The organism is Dermatobacter hominis (assembly GCF_020715685.1).
Classification (GTDB): Bacteria; Actinomycetota; Acidimicrobiia; order Acidimicrobiales; family Microtrichaceae; genus Dermatobacter; species Dermatobacter hominis.
Genome location: NZ_CP085840.1, coordinates 724,890 through 739,163, shown reverse-complemented (window position 1 = coordinate 739,163; position 14,274 = coordinate 724,890). Strand labels below are relative to the sequence as shown.

Annotated in this window: 12 protein-coding genes; 8 read left to right on the top strand and 4 right to left on the bottom strand. The window is 73.1% G+C overall.

Annotated elements, in window-relative coordinates; all coding sequences use genetic code 11:
• Positions 1 to 62 precede the first annotated feature (62 nt).
• The 3 genes from LH044_RS03460 to LH044_RS03450 all read left to right on the top strand — a co-directional run bounded on the left by LH044_RS03460 (position 63) and on the right by LH044_RS03450 (position 4,540).
• Positions 63 to 2,399, top strand: a complete 2,337-nt coding sequence (locus tag LH044_RS03460) for a molybdopterin-dependent oxidoreductase (protein WP_227758408.1) — start codon at positions 63 to 65, stop codon at positions 2,397 to 2,399.
• A gap of 99 nt (positions 2,400 to 2,498) precedes the next feature.
• Entirely contained in the window at positions 2,499 to 3,647 is a 1,149-nt protein-coding gene (locus LH044_RS03455; RefSeq protein ID WP_227758407.1) for an NAD(P)/FAD-dependent oxidoreductase, read from the top strand.
• Positions 3,648 to 3,676: 29 nt separating this feature from the next.
• Positions 3,677 to 4,540 (top strand): SDR family oxidoreductase, encoded by an 864-nt coding sequence (locus tag LH044_RS03450; RefSeq protein ID WP_227758406.1) that lies wholly within the window; start codon positions 3,677 to 3,679, stop codon positions 4,538 to 4,540.
• A gap of 71 nt (positions 4,541 to 4,611) precedes the next feature.
• Here the strand turns inward: LH044_RS03450 and soxR are convergent, their stop codons facing one another.
• A complete protein-coding gene (soxR, locus tag LH044_RS03445) occupies positions 4,612 to 5,058 on the bottom strand; it encodes a redox-sensitive transcriptional activator SoxR (RefSeq protein ID WP_227758405.1) in 447 nt (148 codons plus the stop codon).
• A 64-nt stretch (positions 5,059 to 5,122) separates the two neighbouring features.
• On the opposite strand from soxR, the gene LH044_RS03440 reads away from it, so the two are divergent.
• Complete coding sequence (locus tag LH044_RS03440) at positions 5,123 to 6,997, top strand: ABC transporter ATP-binding protein (protein ID WP_227758404.1); 1,875 nt, start codon at positions 5,123 to 5,125, stop codon at positions 6,995 to 6,997.
• Positions 6,998 to 7,080: 83 nt separating this feature from the next.
• Here the strand turns inward: LH044_RS03440 and LH044_RS03435 are convergent, their stop codons facing one another.
• Positions 7,081 to 8,889: a flavin-containing monooxygenase gene (locus LH044_RS03435; protein WP_227758403.1), complete on the bottom strand. Its 1,809-nt coding sequence runs from the start codon at positions 8,887 to 8,889 to the stop codon at positions 7,081 to 7,083.
• Positions 8,890 to 9,060: 171 nt separating this feature from the next.
• Here LH044_RS03435 and LH044_RS03430 point away from each other — a divergent pair, with 171 nt between their 5' ends.
• The 3 genes from LH044_RS03430 to LH044_RS03420 all read left to right on the top strand — a co-directional run bounded on the left by LH044_RS03430 (position 9,061) and on the right by LH044_RS03420 (position 11,172).
• Positions 9,061 to 9,471, top strand: a complete 411-nt coding sequence (locus tag LH044_RS03430) for an ACT domain-containing protein (protein ID WP_227758402.1) — start codon at positions 9,061 to 9,063, stop codon at positions 9,469 to 9,471.
• 71 nt (positions 9,472 to 9,542) lie between these two features.
• Positions 9,543 to 10,406 (top strand): polyphosphate kinase 2, encoded by an 864-nt coding sequence (gene ppk2 / locus LH044_RS03425; protein ID WP_227758401.1) that lies wholly within the window; start codon positions 9,543 to 9,545, stop codon positions 10,404 to 10,406.
• Positions 10,407 to 10,488: 82 nt separating this feature from the next.
• Positions 10,489 to 11,172, top strand: a complete 684-nt coding sequence (locus tag LH044_RS03420; protein WP_227758400.1) for a Crp/Fnr family transcriptional regulator — start codon at positions 10,489 to 10,491, stop codon at positions 11,170 to 11,172.
• A gap of 247 nt (positions 11,173 to 11,419) precedes the next feature.
• Here the strand turns inward: LH044_RS03420 and LH044_RS03415 are convergent, their stop codons facing one another.
• Positions 11,420 to 12,055: a TetR family transcriptional regulator gene (locus LH044_RS03415; RefSeq protein ID WP_227758399.1), complete on the bottom strand. Its 636-nt coding sequence runs from the start codon at positions 12,053 to 12,055 to the stop codon at positions 11,420 to 11,422.
• A gap of 107 nt (positions 12,056 to 12,162) precedes the next feature.
• Between LH044_RS03415 and LH044_RS03410 the strand changes: the two genes are divergently transcribed.
• Complete coding sequence (locus LH044_RS03410; RefSeq protein ID WP_227758398.1) at positions 12,163 to 13,341, top strand: amidohydrolase family protein; 1,179 nt, start codon at positions 12,163 to 12,165, stop codon at positions 13,339 to 13,341.
• 27 nt (positions 13,342 to 13,368) lie between these two features.
• Here LH044_RS03410 and LH044_RS03405 read toward each other — a convergent pair whose 3' ends face one another.
• Complete coding sequence (locus tag LH044_RS03405) at positions 13,369 to 14,235, bottom strand: aldo/keto reductase (protein ID WP_227758397.1); 867 nt, start codon at positions 14,233 to 14,235, stop codon at positions 13,369 to 13,371.
• Between the last annotated feature and the right edge of the window lie 39 nt (positions 14,236 to 14,274).

The window sequence follows — 14,274 nt, the reverse complement described above, 5'->3', positions numbered from 1 at the left end:
TTGTCTTACGGAACGGCATTCCCTATGGTCCGTTGTGTGACGGAACGCAGGGGGGTGCGCCGGTGACGGACACGACGGTCGACCCGACGGTCGACACGGCGAGCGGGGCGGCCGAGGGCCCGACGAGGTCGGGCGGCGAGTGGCACCCGACCGCCTGCATCCTCTGCGAGTGCAACTGCGGGATCGAGGTCCGCCTCGGCCCCGACGGCCGCACGTTCGAGCGCATCCGAGGCGACAAGGCGCACCCGGCGTCGCAGGGCTACACGTGCGAGAAGGCGCTGCGCCTCGACCACTACCAGAACGGTCCTCACCGGCTGGACTCGCCGATGCGGCGTCGGCCCGACGGCACGTACGAGGCGATCGACTGGGACACGGCGATCGCCGAGGTCGCCGCCGGCTTCGCCCGGGTCCGCGACCGCTGGGGCGGGGCGTCGATCTTCTACTACGGCGGCGGCGGGCAGGGGAACCACCTCAGCGGCGGCTACTCGACCGCGACGCGGGCGGCGCTCGGGAGCCGCTTCCGGTCCAACGCGCTGGCCCAGGAGAAGACCGGCGAGTTCTGGGTCAACACCCAGATGCTCGGCGCCTACACGCGCGGCGACGTCGAGCACGCCGAGGTGTCGGTGTGGGTCGGCAAGAACCCGTGGCAGTCCCACAGCATCCCGCACGCCCGCACGACGCTGAAGGAGATCGCCCGCGACCCGCAGCGCTCGATGGTGGTCATCGATCCGCGACGGACCGAGACCGCCGAGCTGGCCGACTTCCACCTCGCCGTGCGCCCCGGGACCGACGCGTGGTGCCTCGCGGCGCTGGCCGCCGTGCTGGTGCAGGAGGACCTCGTCGACCGCCGGTGGTTCGCCGAGCACGGCGCGGGGCTCGACCGGCTCGAACCGGTGCTGGCCGCCGTCGACGTCGACCGCTACGCAGGGATCTGCGACGTCGACGTGGCGCTCCTCCGGGCCACCGCCCGCCGGATCGCCGGCGCCTCGAGCGTGGCGGTGTACGAGGACCTCGGTGTGCAGATGGGCCTGAACTCCACGCTCTGCAGCTACCTCGACAAGCTGCTCTGGGCGTTGACCGGCAACTTCGCCGTGCCCGGCGGCCAGTACGTGCCGACCTCGATCGTGGACCTGGCCGGCGGCAGCACGAGCGGGGCCACGCTCGACGACAGCCGACGCTCGCCGGTGGTCGGCGCGCCGATCATCGGCGGGCTGGTCCCGTGCAACGTGATCGCCGAGGAGATCCTCACCGACCACCCCGACCGCTACCGGGCGATGCTCGTCGAGTCGGCCAACCCGCTGCACTCGCTGGCCGACAGCCCCCGGATGCGCGAGGCGCTCGACGAGCTCGAGCTGGTCGTCGTGATCGACGTCGCCATGACCGAGACCGCGCAACGGGCGGACTACGTGCTGCCGGCCTCGTCGCAGTACGAGAAGGCCGAGGCGACGTTCTTCAACTTCGAGTTCCCCGACAACCACTTCCACCTGCGCCGGCCGTTCGTCGCGCCGCTGCCGGGCACGCTGCCCGAGCCCGAGATCCACGCCCGGATCGTCGAGGCGCTCGGCGTCCTCGACGACGTGGACCTGTCGCCGCTGGCTGCGGCGGCGGAGGAGGGGCGGGAGGCCTTCGGCGCGGCCCTCACCGCCTTCATGGGCGAGCACCCGGACCTGGCGCGATCCCTGCCCGTGATCCTCTACCGCACCCTCGGCCCCACCCTGCCCGAGGGCACGAGGTCGGCCGCGCTGCTGTGGGGCGCCGTCGGCATCGCCGCGCTCCAGCTGCGGCCGAGCATGGAGCGGGCCGGCTTCGAGGGTGAGGACATGGCGCTCGGCGACGCCGTGTTCCAGGCGATCCTCGACAGCCCCAGCGGCGTCGTGTTCAGCTCCGACGATCCCGAGGACAGCTGGGCGCGCGTGGCGACGGCCGACGGGCGCATCCACGTCGACAACGAGCTCATGATCGAGGCGCTGGCGGGGCTCGCCACCGCCGACGTGCCGGGCAGCGACCCCGACCTCCCGCTCGTGCTGTCGGCGGGGGAGCGGCGCTCCTTCACCGCCAACACGATCTTCCGCGGACCGGCGTGGCGCAAGCGCGACGCCGCCGGCGCCCTCCGGGTCTCCGAGGCCGACGCGGCCGCGCTCGGGCTGGCCGACGGGGACCCCGCACTGCTGAGCACCGAGCGCGGGACCGCCCGGGTCGTGGTCGAGGTGTCGCCGGCCATGCGGGCCGGGCACATCTCGCTGCCGAACGGGCTCGGCGTGACGGAGCGGCCCGGCGAGCAGCCGGTCGGCGTGGCGCCGAACGAGCTGACCTCGGGCGCCCACCGCGACCCGTACGCCGGGACGCCGCACCACAAGCACGTCCCGGCGCGCCTCGAGCCGCTCCGCGAGCCGGGCTGATCGACGGCCCGGGGCCGTCGGTGCGGGGCTCCGCACGACCCGAGCTGACGATCCGCACGCCTAGGGTGCGACCGTCCGGCGACGACAGGAGCGAGGGTGATGAGGATCGTGGTGCTCGGCGCCGGCTTCGGCGGGCTCGAGCTGACCTCCCGGTTGTCCGAGGAGCTGGGCGACGCCGCCGACGTCGTGCTGATCGACAAGGCCGACGGGTTCGTCTTCGGCTTCTCGAAGCTCGACGTGATGTTCGGCCGCACGGTCGCCGACGCCGTCGTCCACCCCTATGCGGACGTGGTGAAGCCCGGCGTGCGGTTCGTGCAGGCGGAGGTCACGTCGATCGACCCGGTCGGCCGGCGGGTCGGGACCGATGCCGGCACCTTCGACGCCGACGTGCTGGTCGTCGCGCTCGGTGCCGACCTGGATCCCTCGGCCACGCCCGGGCTCGTCGAGGCGGGCCACGAGTTCTACACGGTGGCGGGGGCGTTCGAGCTGCGCGACGTGCTGGCCGACTTCGGCGGCGGGCGGGTCGTCGTGGGGGTCACCTCGACGCCGTTCAAGTGCCCGCCGGCGCCGAGCGAGACCGCGCTGCTGGTGCACGACCACCTCACCGCCCTCGGCGTGCGCGACACATCCGAGATCGCGCTCGTCATGCCGCTCGGCCGGCCGATCCCGCCCTCCCCGGCGGCGTCCGAGGCGCTCCTCGAGGCCTTCGCCGCGCGCGGCATCGCCTGGCACCCCGAGCAGCTCGTCGCCTCGCTCGACCCGGCGAGGAAGGTCGCCGTCTGCGCCGACGGCACCGAGCTGCCGTTCGACCTGTTCCTCGGCGTCCCGGTGCACCGGGTGCCCGACGTGGTGGCGGCGTCCGGCCTGTGCGTCGACGGCTGGATCCCGGTCGACCCGCTGACCCTGCAGACGTCCTTCCCCGACGTGTACGCCGTCGGCGACGTGACGAGCGTGGGGACGCCCAAGGCCGGCGTGTTCGCCGAGGGCCAGGCGTCGGTGGTGGCCGACGCGCTGATCGCCCGGGTCCGGGCGGAGGGCGACGGCTCGACCTACGACGGCCGCGGCACCTGCTACCTCGAGTTCGGCCACGACCAGGTGGCCAAGGTCGAGGTGACGTTCCTCAGCGGGCAGGCGCCGAACGGCGCGCTCCAGGGACCGTCGGCCGAGCTCGCGGCGGACAAGCGGGACTTCGGCTCGACGCGGATCCGACGCTGGTTCGGCCGGGAGTGGCAGACGACGCCGGCGTGACCGCCGGTGCGAAGGGGAGGCGCAGCAGGGTGACGGGGAGGGACGAGGTGGACGCGACGGGATCGCACCTCGGCGGCCGGGTGGTGGTGGTCACCGGCGCCGGTGGGGGCTTCGGCCGGCTGATCGCCGAGATGGCGGCGGCGCGCGGCGCCCGGGCGGTGGTCGGCGACATCGACGGCGCCGCCGCGTCCTCGGTCGCCGGGGGGATCGTCGAGGCCGGCGGCGAGGCGATCGGGGTGACCGTCGACGTGTGCGACCGGGGACAGGTCGACGCCCTCGTGGCGGCGGCGGTCGATGCGTTCGGCGCCGTCGACGTGATGGTCAACAACGCGGGGATCATGCCGCTCGCCTTCTTCGCCGACCACGCCGACGCGGCCGAGGCGTGGGACCGCTGCATCGACGTGAACCTCAAGGGCACCCTGCACGGCATCTGCGCGGCCTACGACCGGATGGCGGCCCAGGGGCGGGGCCACGTCGTCAACATCTCGTCGATCTACGCCGGCGCCGGCACGCCCGGGTCGGGCGTGTACAGCGCCACCAAGGCGGCGGTGGCCGTGCTGTCGGACTCGCTCCGCAAGGAGTCCCAGGGCCTGATCAAGGTCACCGTCGTGCGGCCGACCGGTGTGCTGGGCACCGGCCTCGGTGCCGGGGTCGTCAACCCGGCGGCGATCGCGGGGATCACGGGGGCCAAGGCCGAGCCGTACATGGACAAGGTCATGGCGGCGCTGTCGGGCACGCTCGGGGGCGCGGCGACCGACGAGGACGATCCCGGGTTCTGGGCGATCGAGCCGGCGACGATCGCCGCCGAGGTCGTCCACGCGATCGACCAGCCGTGGGGCATCACGATCTCCGACGTCACCGTCCGGGCGACCGGCGAGGACTACACCATCTGAGGCACGCGCCATCTGGACGACGCCGTTGTCGGCGGGCGACGCCGCGTCCGGCCGACGCCGGGGCGGCCCGGTCAGCCCGCGTCGGGCCCGAGCACGTAGCGAGGTCCGGGGCCGCGATCGCCGGCCACGTCGTCGGGGTTCACGATTCGGCAGACTTTGAGCGACAGGCACCCGCAGCCGATGCAGGCGTCGAGCCGGTCGCGCAGGCGCTCGAGCACGGCGATCTGCTCGTCGAGCCGCGGCCGCCACGACGTCGAGAGCTGGTGCCAGTCGCGCTCGGTGGGCGCCCGGCCGTCGGGGAGCGCGTCGAGCGCCTCCTTGATCTCGTCCAGGCGAAGGCCGACCTCCTGGGCGATGCGGATGAACGACACCCGGCGGATCACGTCGCGGGAGTAGCGGCGCTGCCCGCCGTCGGTGCGCGTCGAGGTGATCAGGCCCTCGGACTCGTAGTAGCGGAGCGCCGAAGTGGCCACGCCGGTCCGCTCTGCGACGGCCCCGATCGACAGGTGGTGATCCACGTCACCGACGGTAGTCCCGCAGATCCTTGACCTCAAGTGAACTTCAAGTCCTACGGTCGTCCGCATGAGCGACGTGAACACGTGGATGGCGCTGCGCAGCGCCATGCAGGACGACGGACGGCCCCGGCGGGCCGTCGACCGGGCGACGTGGGGTCGGGTGGCGGCCTTCGCCCGGCCGCACAGGAAGCGGATCTCCGGCTACCTCGTCCTGTCGACGATCTCGGCCGGGCTCGGCGTGCTGATCCCGGTCCTGGCGGGCATCGCCGTCGACGAGATCGTCGACGGGTCCGGCGTCGGCGTCGTCGTCGGGATCGCCGTGGCGATCGCCGTGGTCTCGCTCCTCGACTCGGTCGTCGGCGTCGGCGAGCGCTTCGTGTCGGCACGGCTCGGTGAGGAGTTCATCCTCGACCTGCGCCGCCGCGTGTTCGACCACGTGCAGTCGCTGCCGGTGGCCTTCTTCAACCGCACCCGCACCGGCGCGCTGGTCAGCCGGCTCAACAACGATGTGATCGGGGCCCAGCGCGCCTTCACCTCCGCGCTGGCGGGGATCGTCACGAACGTCATCGTCGTGGCCCTCACCGTTGCGGTGATGGCGAGGCTGTCGTGGCCGATCACGCTCCTGGCGGTCGTGCTGCTGCCGCTGTTCGTCGTCCCGGCCCGGCGCGTCGGCGCGAAGGTCGGCGCGCTCGACCGCGAGGCCGCCGAGCACAACGCGGCGATGACGTCGCAGATGTCGGAGCGCTTCTCCGCACCCGGCGCCACGCTGGTCAAGCTGTTCGGCCGACCCGCCGAGGAGTCCGAGGCCTTCGGCGCCCGGGCCGGGCGGGTGCGCGACATCGGCGTCCGCACGGCGGTCGTCTCGGCGGTGTTCATGCGCAGCCTGTCGCTCGTGTCGGGCCTGGCGCTCGCGCTGATCTACGGCCTGGGCGGCGTGCTCGCCGTCCGGGGCCAGCTCGACGCCGGCACGATCGTGACGCTGGCGCTGCTGGTCAACCGCCTGTACGCCCCGTTGACGGCGCTGGCCACCGCCCGGCTCGACGTCGTGACCGCGATGGTGAGCTTCGAGCGGGTGTTCGAGGTGCTCGACATCGAGCCCCTCATCCGCGAGCCCGAGCGGCCCCGGCCGCTGCCGCCCGGACCGGTGTCGGTCGAGCTGGACCACGTCCGCTTCGCGTACCCGGCCGCCGACCGCATCTCGCTGGCCTCGCTCGAGGAGGTGTCCGTGCTCGACGACCGCCTCGGCCGCGAGGTCCTCCACGACGTCTCGCTGCACGCCGGACCGGGCCGGACGGTGGCGCTCGTGGGCCCGTCGGGCGCGGGCAAGTCGACGATCGCGTCGCTCGTGCCCCGCCTGTACGACGTGGACGCGGGCGCCGTGCGCATCGGCGGGGTCGACGTCCGTGACCTCAGCTTCGCCGACCTGCAGCGCGCCGTCGGCGTCGTCACCCAGGACGGCCACCTGTTCCACGACACCGTGCGGGCGAACCTGCTCTACGCCGCGCCCGCCGCCGACACCGACGAGCTCTGGCACGCGCTGTCGGCGGCCCGCCTCGACGAGGTGATCCGCTCCCTGCCCGACGGGCTCGACACGGTCCTGGGCGAGCGGGGCTACCGCCTGTCCGGCGGCGAGCGCCAGCGGTTGACGATCGCCCGGCTGCTGCTGGCCGGGCCGCGCGTCGTCGTGCTCGACGAGGCCACCGCCCACCTCGACGCCGAGTCGGAGCACGCGGTGCAGGAGGCGCTGGCCGTGGCCCTCGCCGGGCGGACGGCGATCGTGATCGCGCACCGGCTGTCGACCATCCGCTCAGCCGACGAGATCTGCGTCGTCGAGGGCGGACGCGTCGTCGAGCAGGGGACCCACGCCGAGCTCCTGGCCCGGGACGGTCGCTACGCCGACCTGTACCGCACGCAGTACGCCGACCAGGACGTCGTGCCCTGACCCGGACGGCGTCACGTCGACGGGCCTGAGACCTATCGGCACCCGGCAGCGTCGCCGCCGCGGGCGACGTGGGCGCCGGTGCGTCAGGCGTGCTCGTCGACGGTGACGACCCGGGCGCCGTCGAGCGCCCCGGCGTCGCGCCAGCGCTCGAGGTACCCGGCGTACTCGAGCAGGCTGCCGGTGTAGACGAGGTTGCGGGCGGCCTTGGCGTCGCGGCCCTGCTCTGAGTTGTAGTAGCCGGGCGTGCAGCTCGTGGAGTAGCCGGCGATGCCCATCGCCACGCCGAGCAGCAGCTGCAACCACTCCTCCTCGGCCTCGGGCGTGGCCTCGATCGTGGCGATGCCGCGCTCCTCGCACGTCGCGATCAGCCACGCGACGTGCTCCGCTGACTTCGACAGGAAGTGGAGGAAGTTCGTCCCGAAGCCCGCCTGCACGAGGCTGATCATCAGGAGGTTCGGGAAGTCGGCGGAGAGGATGCCGTGGAGGGTGTGGGCGCCGTCGTGCCACCGCTCGCTCATCGCCACGCCGCCCCGACCGCGGGGGTCGAACCCGAGCCGGTGCTCGAGGTCCGTCGTGACCTCGAACCCCGAGGCGAACACGATCACGTCGACCGGGTGCTCGACGCCGCCGGCGACGATGCCGTGCTCGGTGATCTCCTGCACGCCCCGGCCGTCGGTGTCGACGAGGTGCACGTTCGGGCGGTTGAACGCCGGCAGGTACTCGTCGTGGAAGCACACCCGCTTGCAGTGCTTGCCGTACCAGGGCTTCAGCCGCTCGGCGGTCTCGGGGTCCTCGACGATCTCGTCGACCCTCGCCCGCAGCGCCTCCATCGTCTCGAAGTCGGAGCGCTCGAGGCGGGCGGCCAGCTCCGGGTCGTCGACCGCGGTCTGCGTGTCGTCCCACATGACCCGGGTCCAGCCGTCGCCGACCAGGTCCCGCTCGGGCTTCTTGCCGGTGACCGCCTCGGTGAAGTTGCGGACCCGCTCGGCGTGCCACCCCTCGGGGAGGCTGCGGAACCACTCCTCGTCGGTCGGGCCGTTGTCACGCTGGCCGACCGGTGACGGCGTGCGCTGGAACACGTAGAGCTCCTTCGCCGCTTCGGCCAGGCGGGGGACCGCCTGCACCGCGGTGGCGCCGGTGCCGATGATCGCGACGCGCTTGTCGGCGAGGCCGTCCATCGGCACGCCCGGGGCACCGCCGGTGACCGAGTAGTCCCAGCGGCTCGTGTGGAAGGCGTCGCCCCGGAAGGCGGCGATGCCGGCGATGCCGGGCAGCTTGGCCTTGTGGAGGATCCCGCCGGCGGTCACGAGGAACCGGGCCGACAGCACGTCGCCACGGCTGGTCGTCACGTCCCAGCGGAGCCGCGCCTCGTCCCACACGGCCTCGTCGATCTCGGTCTGGAAGAGGGCGTGCGGGTACAGGTCGTAGTGCCGGCCGAGTAGCTGGCAGTACGAGAAGATCTCGACCGCGCTCGCGTACTTCTCGGTGGGCATGTAGCCCGTCTCCTCGAGCAGCGGGAGGTAGGTGTAGGACTCGACGTCGCACATGCAGCCGGGGTAGCGGTTCCAGTACCACGTGCCGCCGAAGTCGCCGGCCTTGTCGACGATGCGGATGTCGGTGACGCCCCGGGCCTTCAGGTCGATCGCCGTCAGCATGCCGGCGAAGCCGCCGCCGACGATCAGGACCTCGACGTCGTCGCGGATCGGGTCGCGGTGGAAGCCGGGGTCCGCGAAGGGGTCGCGGTCGTAGCCGGCGAAGTCGCCCTCGATGTCGGTGTACTGCGCCATCCCGTCGGCGCGCAGGCGCTTCGCCCGCTCCGCCTGGTATCGCTCGCGCGCCGCGGCCAGCCCGGCGTCGGACGGGTCGGGCGCGTTCTGGTCGGGATCGGTCATCGGTCGGCTTCCCTTCGTGGCGCTGGACGGCCGGCGCAGGTCGGGGGGCGGCCGGCGAGGTCACGTGCAGCGGTCCCACACGCTAGGGCGGCGGGCCGCAGGATCTGACATCGCGTCAGAAACCGCCGGTGGTGGCCTACCGTCTCGGGCGACCGACGAGGAGGGCGGACCGTGACAGGCGCCGGAGCCGAGACCGACCTGGCCGTGATGCTGCGCACCCTGCGGCCCGCCGTGCGACCCGACGACTACGTGGTGGCGCTGGTGCCGACCGCTGGCCCGTCCCCGCTCGGCGGCGTCGACGTGGCCGCGACGATCGTCGAGGACGAGGGCACCACGGTGGTCCTGGCCCGGGCCGAGGCCGATCGGGTGGGCCTCGCCTACGACTTCGTCGGGTCGTGGATCACGCTCGGCGTGCGCTCCTCGCTCGAGGCGGTGGGGCTGACCGCGGCCGTCTCGACGGCGCTGGCGGCGCGGGGGATCAGCTGCAACGTGCTGGCCGGGTTCCACCACGACCACCTGCTGGTGCCCGTGGCCCGGCGCGACGACGCGCTCGCGGCCCTGGACGCGCTCGCCGGGACCTGACCGGTCCCGGAGGCCGCTGCGGTACCGTGCGATCGAGGCCGGGACCACGCCGAACAGGAGCGAGCGCGACCGTGAGCGACGACATCACCGACCCGTCCTCGGAGGAGGACGGCGAGCACGGCCGGGTCTTCGGACCCGACTGCTACACGAAGTCGGGCCGCCTCAAGAAGGACGTGTACGAGGCGGAGCTCGAGCGGCTGCAGATCGAGCTCGTGAAGCTGCAGGAGTGGGTGCGCCGGACGGGCGAACGGGTGGTGGTCCTGTTCGAGGGCCGTGACGCGGCGGGCAAGGGCGGCGCGATCACCCGCATCACCGAGTCGACGAACCCCCGGGTGGTGAGGGTCGTCGCGCTGGGCACGCCGAGCGACCGCGAGCGGACCCAGTGGTACTTCCAGCGCTACGTCGAGCAGCTGCCCGCGGCCGGCGAGGTCGTCCTGTTCGACCGGTCCTGGTACAACCGGGCCGGCGTCGAACGGGTGATGGGCTTCGCCACCGAGGAGGAGGTCGAGGAGTTCCTCCGGTCGTGCCCGCAGTTCGAGGCGATGCTCCAGCGCTCGGGGATCGTGCTCATCAAGTACTGGTTCTCGGTGAGCGACGACGAGCAGGAGCGGCGGTTCCAGGAGCGCATCGACAACCCGCTCAAGCGCTGGAAGCTCTCGCCGATGGACATCGAGTCCCGCGCCCGCTGGCAGGAGTACTCCTACGCCAAGGACGAGATGTTCGCCGCGACCGACACGAGGCACTCGCCGTGGTGGGTGGTCGACGGCGAGGACAAGCGCTCGGCGCGCCTCAACTGCATCCGGCACCTGCTGTCGCAGATCCCCTACGACGAGGCCGATCCGCCGGCGGTCGAGCTCCCGCCGCGCCCGGATCGCCGCGACGGCTACGTCCGGCCGCCGATCGACACGCAGACCTTCGTGCCCGAGCGCTACTGACGGCCGCCGCGCCGGGCGTCGCGGACGGAGCGGCGTCGTGGAGAACCCACCGGCGCGCCGCCGGCCGTGGCAGGCTCCGGGCGTGGGAGTGGACGTGGGAGAGGACCCGACGTTCGTCGAGCGGCTGCCGCCTCCGTCGAAAGAGCGGTTCGAGCAGCTGGGTCGGCGGCGCGAGCTGCGCGCCGGCGGCGTGCTCGTGCTCGAGGGCGACGTCGCGAACCGGGCCTGGCTGGTGCTCGACGGGCTCGTCAAGGTCGAGTCCTCCCACCCCGACGGTCGGTCGCCGATCCTGGCGCTGCGCGGCGCCGGCGAGCTGATCGGCGAGGTCGGCGCGCTCGACGGCGGCGGTCGCTCCGCCAGCGTGACCGCCGTGCTGCCCACCGCCGTCCGGGAGTTCTCGAGCGACGAGCTGCGCGAGGCCGTGCGGACCGATCCCGACACCGCGTTCGCCCTGCTCGCCCACCTGAGCGGGCGGCTGCGCGAGGCGGACCGGTTCCGCGTGAGCTACATGGGCGACGACGTGCCGCGCCGTCTGGCCGACTGCCTGTGCTCGCTCGCCGACCGCCACGGGCGCTCGACGCCCGACGGGCGCGGCGTCGAGATCGACCTGCCGCTCAGCCAGGAGGACCTGGCCAGCCTCATCGCAGCGTCCCGCGACTCGGTGGCCCGGACGCTGCACGGCTGGCGCAACCGGGGCCTCGTGACGACCGGGCGGCGGACGATCGTGATCGTCGACGTCGAGCGCTTCGAGGCGAGCTCGGGCTAGGTCGGGACCCGGGCGCCGCGTGGAGCATTCCACGTTCGCAACGTGGCGCCCGCCGCAGCGGGGGCACGTCGGGTCCGGGAAGATGGCCCCGGCACCACCGGTACGTCGCCCCATCGGGTGGTGCACCACAGCTCGGCGGTCGGGTCCCGGCCGTCGACGGAGCGATCGCCGAACGCTGCTCGGGAGAGGGCGGCCGGCCCCCGGACCCTCGGGTCCGGGCGCTCCGCGCCCGGGCACCGGCACGCCGTCACCGGGGGCGGGCGCCCTCGAACAGCACGTCGACCGCCTGATCGATCCGGGCGTTGACCACGCGGATCGAGTGGTGGCCGAGCCACCAGCCCCGCAGCAGGGTGCTGAGCAGCGACGTGGTCAGCATGGTGACGACCGGGACGTCCTCGGGCGCGGTGTCGGTGAGCGCCTCGCCGACCGCAGCGAAGAAGCGCTGGCTGTACGCGGCGAACGGCTCGACGACCGCGGGGTCCTTCGACACCTCCAGCACGCTCAGCAGCTGGAAGTAGCTGGGGTGCCGCTCGAAGGCCCCCACGGCCCGGCGGAGGAGCAGCCGCAGCCGCTCGGCGTCGGTGCCGCGCTCGGGCCGTCGACGCCGCATCGCCTCGTCGAAGCTCGCGCTCCACTCGAGCAGCACGTGCGCGAACAGCTGCTCCTTCGAGGGGAAGTAGCGGTAGAGCGTGCCGAGCGCCACGCCCGCGCCGACCGCCACGTCGCGCATCTGGATCTCGTCGTAGCCGTGCTCGGACAGGAGGTCCATCGCCGCGTGGACGATGCGCCGGCGCCGGTCCCGCTGCGCCGCCGTGGTCGGCTCCGCGGGCCGGATCGACCCGGGGCCGACGGCGTCGGGAGCGTCGGGCACGAGGCGGTCCATGTCCGTCGAGTGTAGGCCGCCGCCTCGCAAGAACTGGAACCTCGTTCTAGTGTCGGGTCCGCTGCTCCCGGCCGCCGAGCCGGGCCGCCGACCCAGGGGGATCGCTCGTGCTGGACTTCCGCATCGTCGACGCCGACAACCACTACTACGAGGCGACCGACGCCTTCACCCGCCACCTCGACCCCGCCATGGCCAAGCGGACGATGCAGTGGGCCGACGTCGACGGCAAGCGCCGCCTCCTGGTCGGCGGCTCGATCAACCGGTTCATCCCCAACCCGTCGTTCTCGCACCTCGCGCAGCCGGGTTCGCTCTCGGACTTCTTCCGCGCCCGGTCCGGGGTCGGCGACCTCCGCGCCGCGTTCGGCGAGCTCCAGCCCATCGAGCAGCGGCCCGAGTACCGGGATCGCGACGCCCGGCTCGCGGTCATGGACGAGCAGGGCATGGAGGCCTGCATCATGCTGCCGACGCTCGGCGTGGGCATGGAGACCGCGCTCGAGTCGGACCCGCAGGCCTGCACCGCAGCGTTCCGGGCGTTCAACCGCTGGCTCGACGACGACTGGGGCCTGGCCTACCAGGACCGAATCTTCTCGGCGCCGTACGTCACGCTGCTCGACCCCGAGTGGGCGGTGGAGGAGCTCCGGTGGGCGCTCGACGCCGGCGCGCGGGTCGTGCTGATGCGGCCGACGTCGGTCTGGGGCGCCGAGGGTCGGCGCACCCCGGGCGACCCCCGACACGACGCGTTCTGGTCGCTGCTCGACGAGTCGGGCGTGACGCTCGTTCTGCACAGCGGCGATGCGGGCTACGGCCCGTACGAGGAGCTCTGGGGCATCTCGGAGGAGATGCAGGCGTTCAAGGTGCCGACGCTGAAGCGCCTGCTGTCGGCCAACCCGATCCGCGACACGATGGCGTCGTTCATGGCCGACCGCATCTTCGAGCGCTTCGACAACCTGCGGATGGCCACGGTGGAGACCGGCGCCGACTGGGTCCGGCCGCTCCTGAAGAAGCTCGCGGCGCTGCACGTGCAGCTGCCCGGCACCTTCGGCGAGGACCCCGTCGAGCTCTTCCGCCGCCACGTCTGGGTCTCGCCGTTCTTCGAGGACGACGTGCTCGACCTCGTCGACGCCGTCGGCGTCGGCAACGTCCTGTTCGGTTCGGACTGGCCCCACGTCGAGGGCCTCGCCGAGCCGTCGGAGTTCGTCGCCGAGCTCGAGGGCCTCGACGACGACGACGTGCGGCGCATCATGCGCACGAACGCGCAGGAGCTGCTGACGCCCCGACCGCGCTGAGCCGGGCGGCGGCCCGACCGGCTCGCCTCAGCCGCGCGCCCGGTCGAGCTGCGCCATCTCGTCGTCGGAGAGGGTCAGCGCCGCAGCCGCGACGTTCTCGCGAAGGTGCGCGACCGACCCGGTGCCCGGGATCGGGAGGACGACCGGGCTGCGGTGCAGCAGCCAGGCCAGCGCGACCTGGCCGGGCGTCGCATCGTGGGCGGCCGCGACCTCGGCCACGACGCCGCCCGGCGCCGCGAGGTCGCCCGCCGCGAGCGGGAACCAGGGGATGAAGCCGATGCCGTTCGCGTCGCAGTGGTCCAGGACGTCCTCGGACGACCGGTCGGCGACGTTGTAGAGGTTCTGGACGGTCGCGATCGGCACGACGGCCCGCGCCGCCTCGATCTCGTCGACCGACACCTGCGACAACCCGACGTGGCGGACGAGGCCCTCGTCCTGCAGCTCCTTCAGGACGCCGAACTGCTCGTCGGCGGGCACGGCCGGGTCGATGCGGTGGAGCTGGAAGAGGTCGATGCGCTCCACACCCAGGCGCCGGAGGCTCATGAGGCACCCCTGCCGCAGGTACTCGGGCCGGCCGAGCGGCGCCCAGATCCCGGGGCCGTGGCGGGTGAGCCCGCACTTCGTCGCCACGACCACGCCGTCGTAGGGGTGCAGCGCGTCGTGGATGAGGCGCTCCGAGACCTCGGGGCCGTACGAATCGGCCGTGTCGATGAAGTCGACCCCGAGCCCGGGCAGCGCCCGCAGCACGGCCAGCGCCTCGTCGACGTCCGCCGGCTCGCCCCACACGCCCTCGCCCGTGATGCGCATGGCGCCGAAGCCGAGCCGCGTGACCGTCAGGTCGCCACCGATGTCGAACGTGGCCGGCGAGGGGTTGTTCCATTCCATCTTCGTCATGGCAGACGATCTACCCCGTCGAGCGCGGGTGGAGCGCGC